Here is a 22222-nt window from a genome sequence, read left to right as displayed (position 1 = left end):
CGGGTTGGTGGAGGCCCAATCGACTCGCACTGGCCGACCAGCAGCCAGTGGCACTCGACGACGTAAAGGCATCGGTACCTTAGGTCGCTCCCCTAGGGGCAAATCGCGAAGACGCGGGCGGGAAACCCGGATCCGTCCTTGGGCTTGGGAAAGGCGGCCACCACGATCGCGCCCGACTCGGGGACCTGGTCGAGATTCGCGAGTAATTCGATCTGGTAGCGCCCGTGCATCAGGACATACCGCTCCATCGCGTAGTCGCCCCGACTCGTCGAGGTGCCCGGATCGGTGTCGGTCGTCTCGTGACCAACCGCGATGATCCGGCGCTCCTGAAAGAGATACGCGAGAGCGTCCGGCCCCCATCCCGGATAGTGTGCCGTCCCATCGTCATCGGCGTTCTTCATCGCCACCGGGTCAGGCCAACGCTTGGACCAGTCGGTTCGCAGCGCGACGAAGCCGCCGGCCGGAATAGCCCCATGCCTCGCCTCCCAGGCGCGAACATCGTCGAGTGTCGCGATGGAGTCGGGATCACCCGCGACCCGCTCGTGGATGTCGAGGACGGCCAGCGGGAGCATCATGTCGTCGACCGCGATCGCGTCGAGCGACGCTCCCCCGTCGATGAAGTGATTGGGAGGATCGGCGTGCGTTCCCCACTGCCCCACGTGCGCATAGCGATGGACAAGAAAACCCGACCCGAGCGTTCCCTCCCCTTCGCGATGGGCATAGATGGTTTCTCGCACTTCATCGGGAAAGCCCGGAAAGTGCGGCGATCCAGGCTCGAACGCGTGCGTGAGATCGACATAGCGGCAGGACTTGAGCCGAGAGAGCAGTTCGACCGGAGACTCGTTCGTCGCCAACGCAACGCCCCTTCTTGACTGAAGCGTGGAGCCAACACGAAACGCCGGCACCGCTCGACGCGAGAGTCATTCGAATTCCCGATCACCATCTCACTGGCTGATCAACCGCCCGTGAAACCCGAGGGATGAACGGACCCGACCCGCTAGTGGCCGGCGTCGCCCTGGATCTTGGCGTCGTAGGCGGCTTTGTCGAGCAGCGACGAGGCATCGACCGGCTCGACGATCTTGATCTTGATCATCCAACCCTTGTCGTAGGGATCCTCGGTGAGGATGCTCGGATCATCGACGACCGCAGTATTGGTCTCGATGATCTCTCCCGCGACCGGGGCGTAGAGATCGCTCACCGCCTTGACCGACTCGATCACGCCAAAGGGATCGCCCTTGCTGAGCGTCTTGCCCACTTCGGGCAGTTCGACGTAGACGATGTCGGTCAACTGCTCAACCGCGAAACGGGTAATGCCGATCGTGCACTGACCCTCTGATTCACTCACCCACTCGTGGGACTCGGCGTAGAGGAGCTTCGATTCATCCATTCCGATCAAGCCTTCTTTCTCTGATAGAAGGGAAGAGCCACCACCGTTCCGGGGACCGCGTCCCCGCGAACCGCCACCGACAAGGACGTCCCAATCTCCGCGAGCGCGGGGGGAACGAAAGCCATCGCGATCGAGCGTTGGAGCGTCGGCGTGAAACTCCCGCTCGTCACCCGTCCGACCGTGGTCCCCTCGGCGTCTAGGACTTCATAGCCCTCGCGGGGGATCTTGCGCCCTTGAAGTTCCAACCCAACTCGCACGGGCCGCACCGGGTCGCGCTGCGCCAGCGCATCCTTGCCGATGAAGTCCTTCGACTTGCTCTTCACGGCCCACGCAAGCCCGACCTGGAGCGGGTCAATCGTCTCATCGAGCTCATGCCCGTACAGCGGCATCCCCGCCTCGAGCCGCAGCGTGTCGCGAGCTCCCAACGCGGCCGGATGAATGCCGTGGCTCGATCCGACCTCGAGCAAGGCGCGCCAAAGCCACTCGGCGATCTCCGTCCGGACGATGAACTCGAAGCCGTCCTCGCCCGTGTACCCGGTTCGGCTCACCAGCAGCTTCGAACCCGCGAACGACCCCGGACGAGCGGTGTAATAGCCCATCGAGTCGAGATCGTCCTCGACCACCTCCGAGGCGATCTTGACCGCCGCGGGCCCTTGGCAGGCGATCATCGCCGTCTCGAGCGTTTCGTCGGTCATCGTCGCGTCGAACGAACCGATCTTCTCGGTGAACCACGCGAGCAGCTTCTCGCGGTTGGAGGCGTTCACAACCAAGAGATGATGATCCGGACAGCGCGTCACCAGGACATCGTCGAGCGTCCCGCCCTCCTCGGAGAGGACCAGGGCGTAACGCACCTGATGCTCCGCGAGGGTGTCGACGCGATTGGTCAACACGTGATCGAGAAACCGGACAGCATCCTTGCCCTCGAAGCGCAAGCGTCCCATGTGGCCGATGTCAAAGAGTCCGGCCGCTTGCCGCGTCGCCTGATGCTCCTCCTGAATGGAGGAGTAGACGATCGGCATTTGCCAGCCTGCGAAATCGACGAGTCGGCCGCCGCTGGAGGAGTGCCATTGATGAAGTGGCGTCTGAAGCCCCACGTTTGATTCCTTTCGTATTGCCCTCTTTGTACACTGCATGTCCGAAAGTGCCAACCGGGAGAACAAGGGAGCGAGCCGTGGACCAGGCCCCGATCGACGTGAGCGGGCTACTCGACCGAGTCGATCAGGCGATGTTCATCCTCAGCGGCGAGCGCCAACTCGTCTTCGCCAACGAGGCGCTACTGAGCCGTCTCGGCGTCAGCGACCTCCCGACCCTCGCCGAGCAGTCGGCCTTCCTCCAACCGCCCGCGGAACTCCCGAGCCTCGGCGTCCTACGCATGGAGCGACCCTGGGATATTCCCAAACGTTGCTGGTATCACCTCCTCTTTGTCCACTTGAGCGACGAACGAGGCGACGAGGTCGGTACGCTCGGATTCCTCCACCAAGGCCGAGCCCCCGTGAGCGTCCCGAAGGCTCCCAGCGGCGAGCCTGATGAACGCCTCGAACGCCTGCGCGACCAGCTACGCCTCCAGGGGGGCTTCGAAGCGATTCCCGCACGCGGCCCCCTGATGAGACGCGTCGTGCAGCAAGTGCGACTCGCGTGCGGCGCCAAGGAACCCGTCGGGCTCATCGGCCCCACCGGCAGCGGAAAGGAGACCCTCGCCCGCGTCATTCATCGCGAGAGCCCCTTCGCACGCGGCTCGTTCAGTGTCGTCGACGCCGCCGCGATGCCACCGGAATTGCAGCGGCAAACGCTCCTGGGAAGCGGAAGACTGGTCGCCCCTGACGAGTCCGCGACGGTCGGACTCCTCGATTCGCCCTTCTCGGGAACGCTCCTCGTCAAGAACGTTACCCAGCTCGCTCCCAACCTCCAACAAGCCCTGGCCGAACGCCAACAGGAGGCAAATCTTCCCTGGCGGCTGATCGTGACGGAGAAGCGATCCCCCGAGGATTTGCTGACGCGGGGAGAACTCGCCGAACCGCTCTACCACTTGATGTCCATCCTGACCATCGATGTTCCCGCCCTCGCCAAACGACCACTCGAATTCGAGGATCACTGCCTGTTGGCCCTCGAGCAGCTTCGCACGAGCAAGGAACAAGCCACACCCGTGATCGAGGCGAGCGCCATGGAGCTGCTTCGCGAATACCACTGGCCCGGCAACCTCCGCGAGTTGCGTCAGGTCCTCGAGCAAGCCCTCGCCCGTCAGCCGAAAGACGAGAACGTGGTCACCATCGCTCGCTCGTCACTTCCCCGTCGGTTGCGTCGATCGGCCAGCGCCAGCGGCTTGGGGATTCCGGAACCGGCCACGCCGAAACTGGGCTTGGCCGAACTCCTGTCGGAAGTCGAACGTCGGCTGATCGACGTCGCGCTGGCCGAGTCCGCCGGCAACAAGGCGGCCGCGGCGCGTCTGCTGAAGATCTCCCGCGCCAGCTTGCACCGACGCTGTGACCAACTTGGGGTCGGCGTTTCCTCCGGCGACGAGAGCTCTTCCTCCTAATCCACGCAACCGAAACTATCCCCTCAAGCCTCCCTATTCACCTGCACGCTCCATACGCCTCATGCATCCTGACGGCCTCATCCCCCAACTTGACCATCAAACAGCCTAGCTTGACGCGCGACACGACCCTTACGGGACATAAGGCCGGCGCTTTCACTAAGGACGGAATGAAGCGATCCTCCCCTCTAGCGAGTAACTCCGCTGAAATCCGTGAACCTCGCTTCCTCGCTAAAGTTCACTCGACCGGTCCGCCGAAGAGACCTTCGAACGATGCCTCCGGTCACTTTCGTGCCCGACCTGTTAATCTGGAGAAGCAAAATGAGCATGGTAACTTGGCTGGGCCCGATCGTCTGTTCCGCCAGCATCCTTGCCGGGGGGGCTCCCGAGTCTTCTCAGAACGACTCCATGTCGACGACCAAGCAAACGGGTAAAGTCTTCGGGTTCGCCAAGAAGATCGGCAAGGTCTTCGACGGCCCCGAGAAGCCCAAGCAAAAGGTCGTCCAGAAGACCACGAAACGACGATCCAACAGCAAGCCCGGCTTGATTTCCAAGCTGATCGGCTTCCGCGAGGAATCGAAGCGTTCTCCGCGAACCAAGCCGACCAGTTTCCCCAAAGCGACAGGCCCCAAGGTCACGAGCCAAGTCGCCACCAACAAAAAGACCCCTTCGCCGACCACGAAGACCTCATCGGTCAACGTGAGCTCGACGACATCAACGAAACCGACGACGTCGCCGCTGGAGGTGACCGAAGCTCCCGAAGCCTTCACGCTGCTGCCGACGGACGACCCGGTCGTCGAATTGGCCAAGCAGATGCTCAAGGAAGAGAAGGACGTGGTGGCGAGCGACCTCGTGGTCGATGCCGATCAGAAGGAAGAGTCGCTCACGACGACTTCCCTCGTCGAGGTGCCGACGGAGAATAGTCTCAGCGAGACGATGTCCGCGACCGATGTCATGATCGGCGTCCCGAGCTTGGACGAGCCCGCCGGCTTGTTCGAGGAGCCCAACGCCGAGACCGAAGAGGTCGTTGTGCGGGAGGAGAAGGTGAAGACGACTCCCGCTCCGATCGCCACCAAGCCGATGGACCACGGCGACGAATACGAATGGCTTCGCGGTCGCCTCGAAAAGGTCCACGTTCGCGGCGGTGCTTGGCTGCTTCGCTACGCGTCGCTCGGCGAGTACGACAAGCACGGCGGCATGGTCGTCCTCGCCCGCGACCCTCGCCTCGAGGACTTCAACGAGGGAGAGACCGTCGAGATGAAGGGTCGCATCGTCGATCGTCGCTCGCGGGTCTTCTCCGAGTCGCCGGTCTATCGCTTCCACGCGATCGAGCGAGTCGAGACCAACTGACGCCCAACCGTCAGCAACGATCATAGCGTAAGGGGTGTCGGACCAAGATCCGGCACCCCTTGTCGGTTTCTTGAAGGGGACCTCTCGCCAACGACGATGTTCATCGCTCCAGGGTGCCATGCCCACGCTCGCCGTTTGCATGCGCAGAAGACTCTCTGATTTGGGAAGTGCGCCCCGTTCGACGATCCGGCCGTACGAGTCCAGGGGACGAACTCACTCATCGAACTTGTCCAGCGGAACACCTTCACATCGTTGAATCGTTCGATGCGTCAAGGGATCGACTCCCCTTATTGTCGGCGGCGGTGGCGCGTGGTACAAACCGTGGGGATCGTTGACACCCGGGCAACACGTGAGAACGACCACCGCGACGCCCTACGGATCTCAGGTCGTTGGAATGCGGAGACACCCTGGCCGATGGAACCCGACGACATTGAGATGGCGAAGTTCGAGATCGAGCAGTTGGAACTGATCATTGCCAGGCAGGACGAACACACCTTCAAGTTTCGCGGCTGGCTCTTTGTGGTCTTGGGTGCCTTGGCCGTTTGCTTGTACTCGAAGACCGGCTACATCGAGCTGACGGCCTGGGAGTTCTTCTGGCTAGGAGCCTTCTCGATCGTGGTCTTCGCGATGCTAGAACTCGTTCAGCGCGCTCCGGCTCGACTGGCCATTAACCGCGTCAAAGACGTGGAGCGAATGATTCGCCAGAACACCAGCTACGATGGACCACTCATCGCGGAGACCTTCGAACCTCCCATGTACGACCTCCGAAGTGAACTCAAGATTAAACTCATGTGGATGCCGTATGTCGTCGCGTTGGCGGCAGTGGTCGTGTTGTCCTGGGTCAAAGAATCTCCCTCGGCGGACATGATTGGTTTTGTCGTTGGTTTGCTCGCCATCGTACTGATGTTGACGTTCTGGAAGCCAATCCAGGCGATTCTCAACGCCATCCCCGTGAAATAGAAATCACTTCGTCGGCACACCATCGTCTTCCCGACGGTGATCGAGAAAACGACTCCAATGACGTCGTACCGTGGATCATCCAACAACATTCATCGAGCAACCAACTCGCTAGACCTCTCCATCGCGATCTCTCACCAGCTTGCCGTACATCGTCGCGAGGGGCTCGGCGGAGAGGCCGTGGACGATGACGCTGAGCGTTACCGTCCAAGTCACCACCGCGACCATGGTGTCGTTGCCGGGCAATTGGTCCGCCATCACCATCACCACGAAGACCACACTCGCCAACCCGCGCGGGCCGAACCAACCGAGAAAGAGCTTCGTATCCCGCCTCACCGGCGCGCCGTGGAGAGAGACGAAGACCGGCAGCATGCGCACCAGCGTCAGGCTAAGCACGGCGTAAACGACGACTTGCCAACTCAACGCCTCGAGACTCCTGTCGAAAACCACCGCCCCGAAGGTGAACCACGTCAGGAGCGACAGCACGTTGCCCGCCCCCTCGGCGCCATTGAGCACCGCTTCCTTGTCCTTGAGCGTGTTGGTCGAACCGCCGAAGACAAGCCCCCCCACGAAGGCCCCGATGAACCCGCTGCCGTCAAGTCGTTGCGACAGGGCGAAACAGAGCATCGCCAAGGCCGCGACGGGAACTTGGTTCCACGAGCCGCCGATCCATCCACGCTTGCCGCATGCCTTGATGGCGTAGCTTCCCGCGAGTCCGAGTGTCGCCCCGACCGCCGCCCCGATGCCGATCTCCCGAATCGGCAACTCGATCGCGAGCCAAAGCGTCTCCCTCCCCGACGCCTCTCCGGTCGCGAGCGCGAGGAAGCCGAGCAGGACAGGTACGCAGATCCCATCGTTGAGGCCACTCTCCACGTTCAGACTTTCGCGCACCGACGCGGGAACGTCCTCGTTGGTCACGACCGCTTGCCCCAGGGCCGCGTCGGTCGGGGCGAGCATCGTCGCCAACAGCGCGATCTCGACGAGAGTCAGTTGGCCGACAAAGAGGCAGCCGACGACGAACCCCGCGAGAATCGTCAGCGGCAACCCGACGAGCAACAGGCGAACGGGCAGATCCTTGACCCGGCGCAACACGCTCAGGTTCGCGGTTGCCGAATCGGTGAAGAGCACCAAGGCGAGGGTGAACTCGGCCAGTCGCTTGAGACCGTCGCCGTCGAACTCGGCATGAATGAGTTGTAGCCCCGAAGCCCCGCAGACGAACCCCGCGAAGAGGTAGAGGACCGGCCCGCTGATCGGGGTCCGTTCCAAACGGGACGCGACGAGACTGTAGAGAAAGGCGAACGCCGCCAGGATCGTGAGAAGCTGATACTCCGACATCGCTGGCTCACTTCGGGGTCAACGGGGGAACAGTGGCGAACGCCGCGCGCGGCTCGGGCGTGCTTTACGGAAACAAGGCCGTGGAGGCCATCGCCCGTGCGGCGGGGAATGATCAACGGGCGGACACCATGACGCGATAGGAGCGACGAGCTGCGTTTGTCGCTACGGCTCTGTTCCAACTGGAAGTCGGTGTTTGTGAAGTCCTAACCCGGTACTGGCTGACAAGCAGCCAGTGGCACCATGCAAGTTAGACGGACAGTTGCCCTACTGTCCCGAGTTCTTCGCGTAGTCGGCGCCGCGGAGGCTCTCGAGAACGGAGTCTTGCCAGGTTCGAAGTTGTCGTTGCAGCCGTGCGACGGTCTCGGGCTTGCTGGAAGCGAGATTGTTCTTCTCCTCACGATCGGCCTCGAGGTCAAAGAGTTCCACCTTCCCATCGCCGGAGCCATCGACGACGAGCTTGTAGCGATTGTCGAGCAGGACGCGCGGGCCACGATAGTCCTCCTCGGTGATCGGCGGTTGGTGGAAGTTCTGAAAGCTGCGGGTCTTCTTCCCGGCAAGGTACTTGACCAAGGGCGTCGTCCCCTCCTGGAGCGCAGGTTCGATATAGGGCGTCGGCTTGGGAGTGCGATCGGTGACCCGGTCGGCGTTGTAGCTCCAAAAGCCGATGGGCGATGGCCGCTCCGAAAGGTCACCCTCGATCAACGCCGTCAGATCAATCCCGTCGAGCGGTCGCTGGGGAAGCGAAACGCCCGCGAGCGAACAGAGTGTTGGGAGCATGTCGCTGGTCACCGCGTTGACGTCGCTCTCGCGTCCTTTGGAAATCCGCGCCGGCCACTCGATCACGCCCGGGACGCGAACGCCCCCCTCGTACATGAGCGCCTTCTCGCCGCGAAATGGGGTCGTGACGCGATCGCAACTCGGCGGGCTTCCGTTGTCGCCGCAGTACCACACCAGCGTGTTGTCGCGCAGTCCGGCCTCGTCCAAATGCTCGCGCAACGTGCCGATCGCTCGGTCCATCGCGGTGATCTCCGCGTAGCGTTCGCGAAGCACATCGCGCAGCGGACGCGTCGTCGGCTTTCCAGTCTTCATCGAGGTGAGCCGAACCTTCCGATCGGCGTACCCCTCGGGCAAGTCGTCATAGAGGGCGAGATCCTTCTCGAGTCCGCTGTAGGGCTCGTGAGGCGAACCGAACCAGACCACCGCGAGGAAGGGCTTTCCCTCTTCTTTCGCCCGGTCGATGAACTCGATTGTCTCGTCGATCGTCACTTCCGAGCCCTCGCCCGGAAACTCCTCGGGCGGCGCGCCGTTGCGAGAGAAGATCGGGTTCATCTCGTAGAAGTTGTCGTGCGAGACATACTCGTGAAAGCCCATCGCCCGCGGATTCGTTGGCGAGTCGGCCTTCACCGGCCCGAGATGCCACTTGCCGAAATGAGCACAATGATACCCCGCGCCGGCGAGCAAGTGAGCGACGGTAACCTCCTCCGGACGGATCGACCAGCCGGGGTGGAACGTGCCGTAGCGATTGGGATGCCGCCCGGTCAGGACACTGCCGCGCGTCGGCGAGCAAGTCGGATGCCCCGAGTAGAAGTGATTGAGCTGTAGTCCGGAAGCGGCCATCTCGTCGAGCACGGGCGTCTGGAGATGAGGATGCCCGTTGTAGCCCGTCTCACTCCAGCCGTGGTCGTCGCCCATGAGGAGGATGAAGTTCGGCTTCTCGGCGAAGGCTTGACGCGCCGCGACCAGCGAAATCGTCAAGGTGAGCAATGCCGCCGCGATGCGCGAGGCCTTCCGCGACCAAGATTCCGAGCTTCCGAGGGTCCATGGCATGGCGATCTTCTCTGCTGAAGGTGGGAGCGTGACGGACAGCCCTCCAGCGTATCGCCATCGGCGGAGAAAATCATCCGCTACTCGGCGCGGGAATGCGAGATCGTCGCCCCGACGCGCTCACCTCATGGGTCGGATCGGCATCGGCTCGCTCTCCTTGCCGAGGCAAGGCATGCAGTAGCCGAGAGTTCGCCACGCCGTGAGGGGAAGGATCTCCGCGCCGCAGCGTCGGCAGGAGACTTTGACTTTGTCCCTCGTCACGCTCGCCGGCGCCGGGCCCACCGCATAGCCCAACTGGGCGATGCACTCGGGACAGCGACCCAACCTCGGATCGAGAGCCGCGACAGGCGTCTCTTTTCCGCAGTAGGAACAGAGCGTCCGTGTCATCATTCCCTCTCGCGAAAGGGATCGAACGGCAAACGCCCACGCACCGACGCGTCGGCGATCAAGCTCAACAAAGAATCGTGATGACGTGCCCCGGTCTTCGCCCCATTCACCAGGCCGGGATCCAACGCTATCAGAATTGGTTTGATGGCCGACAAAATCAAGTCGAGAAATCGCCCCGCCGTGAACGGTTATCGACCCAGCCGCAACCTTGCACCAATCGGCCGATGATCGCTGGTCCGATGATCGTCGGGAAAGTCGCCTCGACGCTCGATGATCCACGCTTCGGGAGCGAGTCTCTTCGCGTCGTCATTGATGAAGAAGAAATCGAGGACACTATTGAAACGAGGCGCCGGGTTGCTGTTGGAACGCTGCGTGTAGGACGTCCGTTTGAGGTCTCGCGGCCTAACCCACTCGAGCCGATTGTCCTTCGTCATGAGATCGAACCCCTTGCGTCCCGATGGCGGCGATTGCGTCCGAAGGTTCCAGTCGAGGTTCAGATCCCCGGCCAGGATCACCGGTAGCGACTGCTTGCCCGCCCACGCGTTGAGGGTCTTCGCGGCCTCCTCCCGCTTCCACGCCTTGCCCCGCGCCAGATGGTTCATGACGAACCAGAATTCGACGCCGCTGTCGCGATCGCGAAACCGAGTCATGAGCGGCCCTCGGACGCTCCCTCCGAAACTGAGCTCGTTCCATTCGCGGATCTCGAGCAGTTCCAGCCGGTCACGATCGTAAGCCACCATGAGCCGATCCTGATCGCCGGTCTTCCCTAGAATGAACCACCAGGTTCCTCCCTCGTCGGCACCGAGGGCCTTGGCGTAAGCCTGGGCGTGCTGAGGCTCGACTTCGCACAGGCCCACAAGCTGGAAACCGTCAAAATCGTCGGCCAACTGCTTGGCGATCGTCTTCGCATCGGCCCCTTGGGTCGGGTCCTGCCGACTCGCCCCGCCCCCTTCCACGTTCCAAGAGAGCACCATGAGCTCGGCCGCGTCACTTCCCGCCGTCACCAGCAGCAGGGAGACCACAATGCCGAGCATTCGATTCGCGAGCTTCACGAGAGCCTCTCTTCAATGGGGATGGGCCGCGGGCGATTCGCGGGGGTTCTCGGGAGGACCGTTTGCAGCCGCATCGAGCGGGCCCCGATAAAGAGGCTCGATCCGACCATCAAGGTCGCGGCGGCCACCGGGTGCAGGTAGCCGCTAACCGCGAGCGATACCCCCACGAGATTGTACCCCAACGCCCAACGCATGTTCGACTCGACGAGCCCGGTCGTCCGGCGAGCGAAGCGAATCGCCCACCCCAGAACCGACAAGTCGCCGTGGTGCAGCGTCAAGGGAGCAGCCTCGATCGCCAACTCGCTTCCCGAGCCAAGCGCGACCGCGATCTCCGCCTCGGCCATCGCCGCGGAATCGTTGATGCCGTCGCCGACGAAGAGACACCGCTGGCCGCTCTCTTGCCGCTGGATGACCGCCTCTCGTTTCTCTGTCGGGGTCATCCCGGCGTGAATCTCGCAGTCGTGAAGCGTCACGGCCCGCGCGGAGCGATCGCCGGTCATGATCTCGACCTCAAGTCCCAATTGACGCAGGTCGCGGATCACCTCGCCGAAGCCGCCGCGCCAACGCTCACGCAAGCGAATCGACGCCACCAGCCTCCCATCGAGTTCGACCAGAACGCCCATCTCGCTCGACGGTGAATGGGAACCATCGGGCTCCGCGAGAACGCTCCCCTCGGGGTCAAGCCAGTCCCCACGCCCGACACGTAGTTCCCGCCGATTGGCCGCTGCGTCCCGAAACCTCGCCACGAGCCCCGCCCCAGGGACGACGTCGAGTTCGAGTGCCGCGAGCGACGAGCTCTCTGCTGAAGGGGCGATGTCGGCCAACGCCCTCGCGACCGGGTGATCGCTACAGGACTCGATTTCCGCGAGCCAACCGAGCAATTCCGCTTCAAAAACCGCCCGATCTCGACCGTTATGATCAAAAAAGGTGACATTCACGACCGAAACTTCGTCGGTTAGCGTCCCGGTCTTGTCAAAAACCACCCGATCGACGCGCGCCAGCCCTTCGAGGACGTCCGCCTGCCGGGCAATGAGACCCTCTTCGGCAAGCCGCCCCAAAGCCGCCGCGACGGCAATCGGCGTCGCAAGTCCAAAGGCACAGGGGCAGGCGATGAGCAAAACCGCCATCGCTTGAAAGAGCCCCACGTTCCAACCGGCCGCGAATGTCCAGCCGAGAAGCGTCGCCACGGCGATCAACGCGACCACCGGAACGAAAAGCCGTGCCCAACGATCGGCGCGGCGCTGCATCGACGTCGGTCGCTGGCTCGCCAGTTCGACGATGGCCAGCAGATGATCGATCTCGCGATCGGTTCCGGAACGACTTGCCCGCAGTTCAAAGCGAGCGTCTTCCGCGACCGAGCCCGCCAAGAGCCGATCGCCCACCCGGACGACTCGCGAGAAAGGCTCCCCCGTCAGGGGCGACTCGCGGACGAAACCGACTCCACGCTCGATCACGCCGTCGACGGGCACAAGCCTCCCCGGATTGACTTCGACGAGATCCCCCACGGCGATCACGCTGGTGAGCACGACAGTGCGATTCCCCGACGCCTCGATCCGGTTCGCCTTCGATAGTCGGCGCGTCCATGCCCGAGCGGCGTCGAGCGCCCCGCGCCGCGTTCTGGCGGCGAGCAGTCGGTTCGCGGTGTAGACGATGAGCAGGATCGAAATGACTTCAAAATAGACCGGACCGGTCCCGAGCAGCATTGACTGAAGTGACGCCAGGAGCGCTCCGGCCATCGTCAGCAGAAAGAGCGCCTCAATCGTCAGCCGGCCCGAGCGAACTTCGCGCAGCGCCGCGGCGGCCAACGGAAACCCGAGAAGGACGACGACCACGAAGGTTGCCACGAGGATGAGGCTTTGGAGTGTCAGCCGTGCCGTACCGACCGGCTCGCTCAGATTCACGGCCAGCGCGAGCAGCATCGATTGGCCGGCCAGGAAGACCGACGCCCCTAGCCGCCACCAAACCGAAGAGGGGGCGTCGCCGAGGAGTGGCAACGAGGGAGTCGCCGCGGAAGCGTTCGCGTCGCTTTCGGTTCGTGGCAGTCGTGGCGGGGCGAGCCCCATGTTGCGAGTATGCGCGGTCACGGCACCAGGGCTCTCTCCTGGGCTAGCCCCAATTGCTTCGCTACCTTCACTCTTGGCTAGACCAGGTTGCTCGTCAATCAACCCTTTCAACATCCGTTCGCAATTTGCCTAACAGAACGAGTCAAGACGCAACGTTCGGAAATGAAGCAGGATGATGATCCGGAGAACGCCCCGGTGTCTCCTAGTGACGGCATTCTCTCCTGAGCCGCGAAGCGGCAGTGGTTACTAGCCAGGGGTGGCAACCCCTGGAATGGAAACCGATCCATTCTCGAAGCCCCGACGGGGCGCAGGTCGTTCGAAGGATACCGGCGCCACCTTCGGGGCTTGATTCAAATCCTTCGTTCACCTAACCGGCGCCGCTTCGCGGCTGAGGCATTGCCAATCTTCTTCACTCACTTTCCGGGAATCGCTCCCTTTCGGTGGTGATGTTCAAAGGGTTGGTTGCTCCGCTATCTTCACTCTCGGCTAGACCAAGTTGCTCCGCTACCTTCACTCTCGGCTAGACCAAGTTGCTCCGCTACCTTCAATCTTGGCTAGCCCAGATTGCTCCGCTACCTTCACTCTTGGCTAGCCCAACTGCTCCGCTACCTTGACTCTTGGCTAGCCCAGGTTGCTCCGCTACCTGGGCGTGCGAAGCACGCAAGAAGCCTCGGAAAAACTCCCACCCAAACGGTTCATCAAAGCTTACCCAACGCGTGGTGAGTCAAGACCCACCCTGCGTTCGGCTAGCCCAACTGCTCCGCTACCTTCAATCTTGGCTAGACCAAGTCGCTCGTCAATCAACCCTTTCAACATCCGCTCGCAATTTGCCTAACAGAATGAGTCAAGACGCAACGTTCGGAAATGAAGCAGGATGATGATCCGGAGGACGCCCCGGTGTCTCCTAGTGACGGCATTCTCTCCTGAGCCGCGAAGCGGCAGTGGTTACTAGCCAGGGGTGGCAACCCCTGGAATGGAAACCGATCCATTCTCGAAGCCCCGACGGGGCGCAGGTCGTTCGAAGGATACCGGCGCCACCTTCGGGGCTTGATTCAAATCCTTCGTTCACCAGGGGTTGTCACCCCTGGCTACTAACCGGCGCCGCTTCGCGGCTGAGGCATTGCCAATCTTCTTCACTCACTTTCCGGGAATCGCTCCCTTTCGGTGGTGATGTTCAAAGGGTTGGTTGCTCCGCTATCTTCACTCTCGGCTAGCCCAGGTTGCTCCGCTACCTTCACTCTTGGCTAGCCCAACTGCTCCGCTACCTTGACTCTCGGCTAGCCCAACTGCTCCGCTACCTTGACTCTCGGCTAGCCCAGGTTGCTCCGCTACCTGGGCGTGCGAAGCACGCAAGAAGCCTCGGAAAAACTCCCACCCAAACGGTTCATCAAAGCTTACCCAACGCGTGGTGAGTCAAGACCCACCCTACTCGAAGATGGTGGTTTATGTCCCGCCCGAGGACTCTTTCTTGGTCGATCCCTCGGTGGACGAATTCTCCTCCTTCGCGGCGGCGTCTCCCCCTGGAAGTTCCTCCGCGGGAAGGGACTGGAGCGCGTCCGCGGACCAGGGATCCGATCGACTACCGACCGCGTCGCGGATGAAGGCAATCTGCTCGGGTGTGATCGCGGGGGCCGAGTTGCCCCACTCCTGACGGATGAACGAAAGAATCGATGCGATCTCGTCATCCTTGAGGCGGCCACCAAAAGCGGGCATGTTGCCGTTGTACGTCTCCCCTTTGACGCTCACCGGTCCCTGAAGCCCGTTGAGGAGGATTCGCCCCAACACCGACGGCGATCCGAGCACCCATTCCGAACCGGCGAGCGGTGGGAACTTGCCGGCCGCCCCCTGCCCCGACGCTTGATGGCACGCCGCACAGTTGACGGTATAGAGTCGCCGACCCACCGCGATCGGATCGGCCTTCTCGTCGGCCCCGCCGGGGGGCTTTCCGAAGTAGATCGCTTTTTCGTTGTAGACGTCCGGACGGAATCCGCCGCTATAGAGAGCCATGTAAGCACCACCCCAGAAGAGGAGAATGCCGTAGAAGATCGACATCCAGGGCGGCACCGGTTCGAAGCCGTCGCGGGGCTCGGCCTGTTCGCGAATGATCGGGGCGTGGAGATCCTGAACGTTGAACGGCTCGCCCGTCTCCCGACGTTGCTTGCTCGGGTCCATCTCGTTCGGTTCGGGTTCGGGCATCAGGTCTTGATCGGAAAGACTCACTGCTCCGCCTCCGGGAGGGGATAGGTTCGATCTTGCCTGAGAAGATACGCCACGAGCGCTCGGGCTTCCTCCGTCGGGACGATCTCGTAGCCCGGTTCGATGGCGTACTCCTCGGGAAGCTCAAGGGCGTCGTCGGAGGGTTGGCCGACGATCTTTTGCTTCCGGTAGAGGAACGCGTAGGAGGGCATGATCGAGCCCGGCGAGGTGATCCGCGGATTGTAGAGGTGAAGGTGATGCCACTCGACGCTCGGCTGCCGCACGCCGATGTTCGCGAGATCGGGGCCGGTCCGCATCGTCCCGAGCATCACTGGTCGGTCGTAAATGTAGTCGCGTGCGACCGTTCGCCGCGGCCCCCATCCTCGCTCGAAGTCCGCCCCAAAACCCTCTGGACGAACTTGCTGCGTATGGCAGTACATGCAGCCGTCGCGTGAGTAGACGCGTTGTCCGACCAGCGCGAGCCCGGCGATCGGTCGCGGGTAGCTCGATGCGGTCTCCCCGGACTTGGCCGCCGTGAGGTGCTGGAGCTGCACGTAGGGCGTGAAGACGAGCGCCAACCAGCTCGAGGCGAACGTGAAGAAGACGCCGAGGAAGATCAGCGGGCCATGATTCATTGCGGCGCTCCTTCCGACCCGATCATGTCGCGGTATTCCTTGACGTCGCCAAGGATCGTCGGATCACGTCGCGGCTCTCCCCTGTGAAGCAAGTTCAAGACAAACAGGTACGCGAAGACGAGGTGTCCCACCGCCAACATCACCGCGGCGATCGAGCGCGTACGAAGGTATGGCAGCGTGTATTTGACGATATCCATGAACGGGACATTGGCGTCATTGAGCATCTGTCCTTGATACCATCCTGCCCATGTCAGCGAGAGGAAATAGAGCATGATGCCGCCGGCGGTCATCCAAAAGTGAAGCCGGATCAGCCGGGCCGACGCCCACTCCCATTTGGTGAGCCGCGGCACGATGTAGTAGAGGCTGCCAAACATCGTCATCGTGAAAAAGGCGTAAACGCCTAAGTGAGCGTGCGCGACGGTGTAGTGCGTGAAGTGGCTGACCTCGTTGACAGTCCGCAGCGATTGAAGCGCGCCTTGAACACTCACCGCCGTGTAGCTCATCGCTCCAAAGACGATGAACCGCAGCGTCGGGCTGTAGAGGACGAGCCGAAAGTGGTTCACCGTCGTCATGTGATGGTTGATGGCGACGGTACCAACCGGAATGAGCATCATCACGCTCGCGACGATCGAGTACGTGATCAGCCACGCGGGCATCGGCCCGCCGATCAGGTGGTGAATGCCCGCGGAGTTGTAGAAGAAGGCGAGCGCCCAAAAGCCGATGATACTCAAGTAATAGCTGTAGACCGGCCGGCCGATCACCTTCGGTATCAAGTAGTACGCCGACGCGAGTCCGATCGGCGTCAAGTAGAGGCCCAAGTAGTTGTGGGCGAACCACCAGTTGACCGAGGCCTGCAGGACACCGCGCACCGGCTGAAAAAGAATCAGTACGTTCGCGACGACGTAGAGCCAAGGGAACCAGAAAAGCGCCCCGAAGAGATACCACTGCGAGACGTAGATGTGGCCCTCTTGCCGGTCCCCGAAGGTCGTCAGCGCGCTCATCGCGATGACGACGAACGCCAGCGCCAGTAGCGGCGCGACGAAAGGAGGAAACTCGAGCCACTCGACCGACTGCATCTGCCCACCGAGGACACCAATGGCTCCCGCGAGGACGGCGGCATTCCAGAGTCCCGCGGCGCCGACGAGGAGCCTGGGCCAGCGAAGCGGCGCCCGCGCCAGTCGTGCGATCAGCCAGAGAGAGACGCCTAGGCCGACTTGGGCCGTCCAGCCATAGGCCATGGTGTCGAGATGGGCCGAACGGGCCCGTCCGAAGGTCAGCCAAGAGAAGGACTCGAGAAATTCGGGCCAGTGCATCTTCACCGACGCGATGATCGCCAGCGTGGTTCCGACAAGGAGCCAGAAGACCGACGCGGCAAAGAAGGTCAAGACGGGCAGCCGGGTCGACGCATCGATGCCCGCGCGCTCGCGAGCGAAATACGCGCGGCGTTTCTCGGGGGTCCATTCGACGGTCGCGGCGACAGCGTCACTCATGACGAATTGAAGTTCCTTTCACGGTCGGGTCTGGTGGATCGAGTTTGCTCAACTCGTCCTGATCGCAGTCGAGCACTTCCGGTGGCGGGCCACTCTCGCCCGGAAAGCCATCGGTCATCTCGCCGACCGGCTCGTCCGGATCGAAGATCGACACCGCCCCTTGCTGGAACTTCTGGAACTGGTGGGTCCGTATCGCCCAGACAAAGGCGGCGACCACCGTCACTCCGAAGAGGATCACCGTTCCGTAGATCACCCAGTAGACGGCGTGCATCGATCGATCCGTATCTCCCAGTTTCCTCTAATGGGCCACAGGCCCGGCTTCCCTTCTCCCCCTTGGACAAGGGGGATCAAAAAGTCCTCCCCCTTGGACAAGGGGGACACCGATTCTCGTGGTGGGCCACAGGACCACCCTACTTCTCCGTGGCGGCCTCTTCGTCGCCGTCCTTCTTCGAGTCATCCTTGTTCGCGGCGGTGGGCTCTTTCCTCTCGGCCTCTTTCGGCGCCGCTTTGGGCGAGTCTTTCGACGCCGCTTTGGGCGAGTCTTTCGGCGCCGCTTTGGGCGAGTCTTTCGGCGCCGCTTTGGGCGAGTCTTTCGGCGCCGCTTTGGGCGAGTCTTTCGACGCCGCTTTGGGCGAGTCTTTCGGCGCCGCTTTGGGCGAGTCTTTCGGCGCCGCTTTGGGCGGCTCGGGAAAACGTTTGGGATCCTCGGCCAGCAAGGTCATCGCTCGCTCGATCGGGATATGGACGACGCCCTCTTGCTTGTTGACCCAGCCATAACCCTCGAGACGCGCGGCCTCGGACTGACGCAACTCGCGAAGCTTGCCCCGCATCTGTTCGACACGCTGCCGGTCATCATCGCCTCCCGCCCCGGCGATCAAGTACATCGCCGCCAATAGCAGCAGGACCAATCCCAAGCAGACCGCGATCGCAATCATCGTCAGTAGCGGCCGCGTGTGCGGTAGGCGGTTCTCGATCGGCGGCGAGTCGCTCAACGTTTCCTTCTCCTCAGAGGGGGAGGCACCGGGCCCCGATCAGACGTTCTCGAAGGCCAGGGATTCTTGAAGTCGCGGGTCTTGCTTCGGCACCAGCGAACGCCCATCGGCGACCCCGAGCGTCATCCACGCTCCCGCCGACAGAAAGAGCACCACATTGACGATGTCCAGCAGCGAGAAGACCGGGCCCTCGGGGCGGTAGACCGGTTCGATCTGCCAGTAGAGATCGAGCCAGTGAAAGCCGAGCAGCCAGGCGGCACTGAAGCCGAGAATCCAGACCGAACGCTTGGCGTCGCGCCGCAGTAGCAGGCAAAACGGCACGACGAAGTTCCCGATCCCGACCGCCACGGCGATCAACCCCCACGGGCCCTCGGTTCGGCGGATGTACCAGACCGTCTCCTCCGGGATGTTCGCGTACCAGATGAGGAAGTACTGCGAAAACGCGATGTACGCCCAAAAGACGACAAAGCCGAAGAGCAACTTCCCAAGATCGTGCAGGTGTTCCTCGGTGACGATCGCGTGGTACTTCGGGATCTGCCGCAGACAGAGGACCATCAACGTGATCATCGACAGCGACGCCACGATCGCTCCCGACCAGAAGTAGACGCCGAAGATCGTCGAGAACCAGTCGGGCTCGAGCGACATGATCCAGTCGATCGACGCGAAGGTGCTTGTCACGCCGAGCAAGATTAGGCCCACCGGCGCGATCCTGCGGAGCGAGAGGGTTTCTCCCACGTCGCCCGATTCGTCCTGCCGCCACGAGGGGGCGATCGCCCGTCGGGCGAGGTAGGCCCAGACGACGAAGTAAAAGACCGCTCGCAAGAGAAAGAACGGCGTGTTGAGGAAAGCTCGCTTCTCGGGAACAAAGTGGGTCGCGACATCGACCTCCGCGCCCGCCCAGGGGAAGATCCAGCCCATGCCGAAGACAATCGGCATGAAGAAGATCCCCACATAGGGAAGGCTCGCGGTCAGGAACTCCATCGGCCGGCGCACGACGACCGACCAGGCCGCATCGACGAGGTGGTGGATCAAGACCCAAAAGAGCGCCCCCAGAGCGATCGACAGCGCGAAGAGAAATCCGATCAGATACGACACGTAGAAGGACTGGGCCCAGAAGAGCCAGCCGATCGCGCTGAGGGCCGCCGCGCCGAGAAAGACGCCGCCCAAGATGACTCGCGCCCGGGCGACATGCGCGGGGTCGAGCCGGACGTTGACATCGCTGACGGTGTCGGTCTTACTCACCCTTCTCAAGCTCCGCGCGAAACTGTGTGGGGACGTCGTCCATGCTGGCGTTCTGACTCCATTGTAGCGCTCTAACGTAGGCCACCACCGCCCAGCGTTCGGCTGGAGGGATTTGGTGGCCGTAGCCATTCATAAGGCCCTTGCCGTTGGCGATGGTGTGATAGATCTGGCCATCGGGCATCGACCGGACTCGGGGATCGGTCAACTTGGCGATCTCGACGAATCCGTACTCGGTGAGGATGCCGTTGCCGCGCCCGCTGGGTCCATGGCAGACCGCGCAGTAGATGCCATACTGTTGACGCCCCGTTCGCAGCAGGGGCATGTCGGTCGACACCGGGCTCCGCTTGACGTACGTTTCCCCCTCCTTGCCCCGATAGAAAACGTCGTCGGCCTGCAGGAAGTCGGGGTTCGTCGTCGGCGCGCCGGCATCGCCGAAAAAGTCCGCCCCCCCGAACGCGACCGTTCCGGTCGGCGGGGTTCGCTGCGCCCGGCCGTCGCTGAAGAAAGCGCTCTGGCCCTGCGGCTGGTACTTCGGCTGGAAGTCCATGTCGAAGAAGACCATCAGCGGCCGGCCTGGGCCGAGATGCCCCCGAAAGCCGAGGATCCCAACGATCACGGCCACCAGGGCGCCAAAGATCAAGAGCACGCGAAGCACGGTTTACCTCTCCGCCGTCGCAGCGAATTCCAACGACTCAGTCAACGTGATCACTCCTACTTCCGATCGAGGACGCATACGTCACGTCCGCCCGACTCGCGCATTAGCTTGAGCGCTTCCCGAGCATCAAAACAATGATCGCGCGTGTCGAGCATCAGGAAGAAGCCGTCGTCCATCGACCGCTTGAAGATCTCCTTCTCGAAGACGCGATGATGGTAGCGAGGCAGCCCGTTGAGCGCGAACATGCCCAAGACCGCCGCGAACGCCGAGAAGAGAATCGTCACTTCGAAGACAATCGGAATCAGCGGCTCGATCGCGCCGTAGGGCTTGCCCGCCGTGATCAGCGGATACTCGACCGTGTTGACCCAGAGCATTCCCACCAGCGCCAGCAAGGCGCCACTGACCCCCGCGACAAGGACCATGGGAGGGAGCTTCGACTTGCCGAGGCCCATCGCCTTCTCGAGCCCGTGAATCGGAAAGGGCGAGTACGCGTCAAAGTGCTTGTAGCCCGCCGCCTTGGCCTTCTTGCACGCCGCGTACAAGTCGCTCGCACTCTCGTAACGAGCCAGCAACCCGGGAACAAACGATCCATCGGTCGGCAGCGGATCGGCTTCCCCTTCGACCGGCGGGGTCGGCTCACGCTGCGAGTGCGGGTCGGCTTCCGGCAGCAGCGTTTTGACCTCGAAGATCGTGATCATCGGGGCGACGCGAATGAAGAGCAGAAAGAGCGTGAAGAAGAGCCCGAAACTGCCGATGAACTGGGCGAAGTCGACCCAGGTCGGGATGAAGTAGCCCCAGCTCGACGGCAAAAAATCGCGGTGCAGACTCGTCACGATGATGACGAACCGCTCGAACCACATGCCGACGTTCACCAAGATCGAGATCCCGAAGATGAACCACGGCCGGTTGCGCAACGACTTGAACCAGAAGACCTGCGGCGTCAGGACGTTGCAGGAGACCATGATCCAGTACGCCCACCAGTACGGCCCGAGCGCACGGTTGATGAACGTGAACTGCTCATAGGGATTGGCGCTGTACCACGCGGTGAAGAATTCCATCGCGTAGGCGTAGCCAACGATCATGCCGGTCGCCATCAGGACCTGGCACATGAAATCGAGGTGACGATCGGTCACCAGGTTCTCGAAGTGGAAGAGCTGCCGCGCCGGGATCATCAACGTCAGCACCATGCCGAAGCCGGAAAAGATCGCCCCCGCGACGAAATACGGCGGGAAGATCGTCGTATGCCAACCCGGAATCACCGAGGTCGCGAAGTCGAAGCTGACGACGGTATGAACGCTGAGCACCAGCGGGGTCGATAGGCCGGCGAGCAGCAGGTACGCGGTCTCGTAGTTGAGCCAATGGCGTGCCGAACCGCGCCACCCGAGCGAGAGGATACCGTACGACCAACGCTTCAGCGGCGTCGTCGCCCGGTCGCGCAAGGTCGCGAAGTCGGGCACCAGGCCGACGAACCAAAAGAGCGTCGAGACGGTCGCGTATGTGCTGACCGCGAAGACATCCCACAACAGCGGGCTGCGGAAGTTCGGCCAAATCGCGTTGGCGTTGGGAACCGGCGCGAGGAACCAGACCATCCAGATGCGGCCGACGTGGATCAAGGGAAAGAGCCCCGCGCACGCGACCGCGAAAATCGTCATCGCCTCGGCGAAGCGGTTGATGCTGTTGCGCCACCGCTGCCGGAAGAGGAGCAAAATCGCGGAGATCAGGGTGCCGGCATGGCCGATGCCGACCCAGAAGACGAAGTTGGTGATGTCGAACGCCCAGCCGACGGGGCTGTTGAGTCCCCAGACGCCGACGCCGGTGGTGATCAAGTAGAGCGCCGCGAAGCCGCACAGCGCGAGCAAGAGCGTGCTGACGCTGAACGCCGGCATCCACCACGCCGAGGCAGGCCGCTCGACGATCGCGCAGACCTGTTCGGTGATCGACGCGCAGGTGGGCGTTCCCGTCATGATCGGTTGACGCTCGAGCGTCTCCGGTCGCGTGGGTTCGGCTTCATGCGTCACAACGGCCTGAGTCACGTTCTTCGATCCTCGCGTTTTTCGGTCATCGCGAACTTATTGTCCGACGCTCGTGGGCCACCGGCCCTTCTCCCCCTTGGACAAGGGGGGGACA

The 22222-nt window shown here is 62.5% G+C and carries 19 protein-coding genes and 1 pseudogene; 3 read left to right on the top strand and 17 right to left on the bottom strand.

What is annotated here, in order from left to right; genetic code table 11:
- Positions 1-92 precede the first annotated feature (92 nt).
- From Pan216_RS08335 to gcvT, 3 genes are all read right to left on the bottom strand, one after another.
- The gene (locus Pan216_RS08335) at positions 93-854 is read right to left on the bottom strand and encodes a cyclase family protein (protein WP_419193407.1); all 762 of its coding nucleotides are present in this window, start codon (positions 852-854) and stop codon (positions 93-95) included.
- 143 nt (positions 855-997) lie between these two features.
- Positions 998-1387 (bottom strand): glycine cleavage system protein GcvH, encoded by a 390-nt coding sequence (gene gcvH, locus Pan216_RS08330; protein ID WP_419193406.1) that lies wholly within the window; start codon positions 1385-1387, stop codon positions 998-1000.
- Positions 1388-1392: 5 nt separating this feature from the next.
- Complete coding sequence (gene gcvT / locus Pan216_RS08325) at positions 1393-2481, bottom strand: glycine cleavage system aminomethyltransferase GcvT (protein WP_419193405.1); 1089 nt, start codon at positions 2479-2481, stop codon at positions 1393-1395.
- Between the two features lie 77 nt (positions 2482-2558).
- On the opposite strand from gcvT, the gene Pan216_RS08320 reads away from it, so the two are divergent.
- The 3 genes from Pan216_RS08320 to Pan216_RS08310 all read left to right on the top strand — a co-directional run bounded on the left by Pan216_RS08320 (position 2559) and on the right by Pan216_RS08310 (position 6227).
- Entirely contained in the window at positions 2559-3920 is a 1362-nt protein-coding gene (locus Pan216_RS08320) for a sigma 54-interacting transcriptional regulator (protein ID WP_145257419.1), read from the top strand.
- A 318-nt stretch (positions 3921-4238) separates the two neighbouring features.
- Complete coding sequence (locus Pan216_RS08315; protein ID WP_145257416.1) at positions 4239-5267, top strand: hypothetical protein; 1029 nt, start codon at positions 4239-4241, stop codon at positions 5265-5267.
- A gap of 414 nt (positions 5268-5681) precedes the next feature.
- Positions 5682-6227 carry a hypothetical protein gene (locus Pan216_RS08310; protein WP_145257413.1) on the top strand — a complete coding sequence of 182 codons (546 nt, stop codon included), beginning with the start codon at positions 5682-5684 and terminating at the stop codon, positions 6225-6227.
- 108 nt (positions 6228-6335) lie between these two features.
- Here the strand turns inward: Pan216_RS08310 and Pan216_RS08305 are convergent, their stop codons facing one another.
- From Pan216_RS08305 to nrfD, 14 genes and pseudogenes are all read right to left on the bottom strand, one after another.
- Complete coding sequence (locus Pan216_RS08305) at positions 6336-7559, bottom strand: cation:proton antiporter (RefSeq protein WP_145257411.1); 1224 nt, start codon at positions 7557-7559, stop codon at positions 6336-6338.
- A gap of 264 nt (positions 7560-7823) precedes the next feature.
- Positions 7824-9386 (bottom strand): sulfatase family protein, encoded by a 1563-nt coding sequence (locus tag Pan216_RS08300; protein WP_145257408.1) that lies wholly within the window; start codon positions 9384-9386, stop codon positions 7824-7826.
- A 117-nt stretch (positions 9387-9503) separates the two neighbouring features.
- Positions 9504-9773 carry a hypothetical protein gene (locus Pan216_RS08295; protein ID WP_145257406.1) on the bottom strand — a complete coding sequence of 90 codons (270 nt, stop codon included), beginning with the start codon at positions 9771-9773 and terminating at the stop codon, positions 9504-9506.
- Positions 9774-9958: 185 nt separating this feature from the next.
- Positions 9959-10822 (bottom strand): endonuclease/exonuclease/phosphatase family protein, encoded by an 864-nt coding sequence (locus tag Pan216_RS08290; RefSeq protein WP_145257403.1) that lies wholly within the window; start codon positions 10820-10822, stop codon positions 9959-9961.
- A complete protein-coding gene (locus Pan216_RS08285) occupies positions 10819-12906 on the bottom strand; it encodes a heavy metal translocating P-type ATPase (RefSeq protein ID WP_419193404.1) in 2088 nt (695 codons plus the stop codon). Before Pan216_RS08285 ends, Pan216_RS08290 begins: the two co-directional genes overlap by 4 nt.
- Positions 12907-14328: 1422 nt before the next feature.
- Positions 14329-15105 (bottom strand): c-type cytochrome, encoded by a 777-nt coding sequence (locus Pan216_RS08280; RefSeq protein WP_145257397.1) that lies wholly within the window; start codon positions 15103-15105, stop codon positions 14329-14331.
- A complete protein-coding gene (locus Pan216_RS08275) occupies positions 15102-15716 on the bottom strand; it encodes a cbb3-type cytochrome c oxidase subunit II (RefSeq protein WP_145257394.1) in 615 nt (204 codons plus the stop codon). The genes Pan216_RS08280 and Pan216_RS08275 overlap by 4 nt, the downstream gene beginning before the upstream one ends.
- Positions 15713-17206, bottom strand: coding sequence for a cbb3-type cytochrome c oxidase subunit I (locus Pan216_RS08270; protein WP_145257391.1), 1494 nt, complete (start codon positions 17204-17206; stop codon positions 15713-15715). Before Pan216_RS08270 ends, Pan216_RS08275 begins: the two co-directional genes overlap by 4 nt.
- Positions 17199-17477: a cbb3-type cytochrome oxidase assembly protein gene (locus Pan216_RS08265; protein WP_145257388.1), complete on the bottom strand. Its 279-nt coding sequence runs from the start codon at positions 17475-17477 to the stop codon at positions 17199-17201. Before Pan216_RS08265 ends, Pan216_RS08270 begins: the two co-directional genes overlap by 8 nt.
- A gap of 139 nt (positions 17478-17616) precedes the next feature.
- Positions 17617-18198 (bottom strand): hypothetical protein, encoded by a 582-nt coding sequence (locus tag Pan216_RS08260; protein ID WP_145257385.1) that lies wholly within the window; start codon positions 18196-18198, stop codon positions 17617-17619.
- A gap of 39 nt (positions 18199-18237) precedes the next feature.
- Complete coding sequence (locus Pan216_RS08255; RefSeq protein WP_145257382.1) at positions 18238-19440, bottom strand: quinol:cytochrome C oxidoreductase; 1203 nt, start codon at positions 19438-19440, stop codon at positions 18238-18240.
- Complete coding sequence (locus Pan216_RS08250) at positions 19433-20095, bottom strand: c-type cytochrome (protein ID WP_145257379.1); 663 nt, start codon at positions 20093-20095, stop codon at positions 19433-19435. The genes Pan216_RS08255 and Pan216_RS08250 overlap by 8 nt, the downstream gene beginning before the upstream one ends.
- A 56-nt stretch (positions 20096-20151) precedes the next feature.
- Entirely contained in the window at positions 20152-20667 is a 516-nt protein-coding gene (locus Pan216_RS28115) for a DUF3341 domain-containing protein (RefSeq protein ID WP_419193659.1), read from the bottom strand.
- A gap of 75 nt (positions 20668-20742) precedes the next feature.
- Positions 20743-22059 (bottom strand): annotated as a pseudogene (gene nrfD / locus Pan216_RS08245) (NrfD/PsrC family molybdoenzyme membrane anchor subunit); the annotation flags it as partial.
- Positions 22060-22222: the final 163 nt, after the last annotated feature.

The organism is Kolteria novifilia (assembly GCA_007748055.1).
Taxonomy (GTDB): domain Bacteria; phylum Planctomycetota; class Planctomycetia; order Kolteriales; family Kolteriaceae; genus Kolteria; species Kolteria novifilia.
The sequence above is the reverse complement of the archived record's forward strand: the minus strand, read 5'-3'. Positions and strand labels throughout refer to the sequence as shown.

Bases quoted from the DNA above. Each gene is read 5' to 3' on its own strand.
- gcvH (WP_419193406.1), bottom strand. From the start codon at position 1,387: ATGGATGAATCGAAGCTCCTCTACGCCGAGTCCCACGAGTGGGTGAGT.
- Pan216_RS08315 (WP_145257416.1), top strand. From the start codon at position 4,239: ATGAGCATGGTAACTTGGCTGGGCCCGATCGTCTGTTCCGCCAGCATC.
- Pan216_RS08310 (WP_145257413.1), top strand. From the start codon at position 5,682: ATGGAACCCGACGACATTGAGATGGCGAAGTTCGAGATCGAGCAGTTG.
- Pan216_RS08305 (WP_145257411.1), bottom strand. From the start codon at position 7,559: ATGTCGGAGTATCAGCTTCTCACGATCCTGGCGGCGTTCGCCTTTCTC.
- Pan216_RS08300 (WP_145257408.1), bottom strand. From the start codon at position 9,386: ATGCCATGGACCCTCGGAAGCTCGGAATCTTGGTCGCGGAAGGCCTCG.
- Pan216_RS08295 (WP_145257406.1), bottom strand. From the start codon at position 9,773: ATGATGACACGGACGCTCTGTTCCTACTGCGGAAAAGAGACGCCTGTC.
- Pan216_RS08275 (WP_145257394.1), bottom strand. From the start codon at position 15,716: ATGAATCATGGCCCGCTGATCTTCCTCGGCGTCTTCTTCACGTTCGCC.
- Pan216_RS08270 (WP_145257391.1), bottom strand. From the start codon at position 17,206: ATGAGTGACGCTGTCGCCGCGACCGTCGAATGGACCCCCGAGAAACGC.
- Pan216_RS08265 (WP_145257388.1), bottom strand. From the start codon at position 17,477: ATGCACGCCGTCTACTGGGTGATCTACGGAACGGTGATCCTCTTCGGA.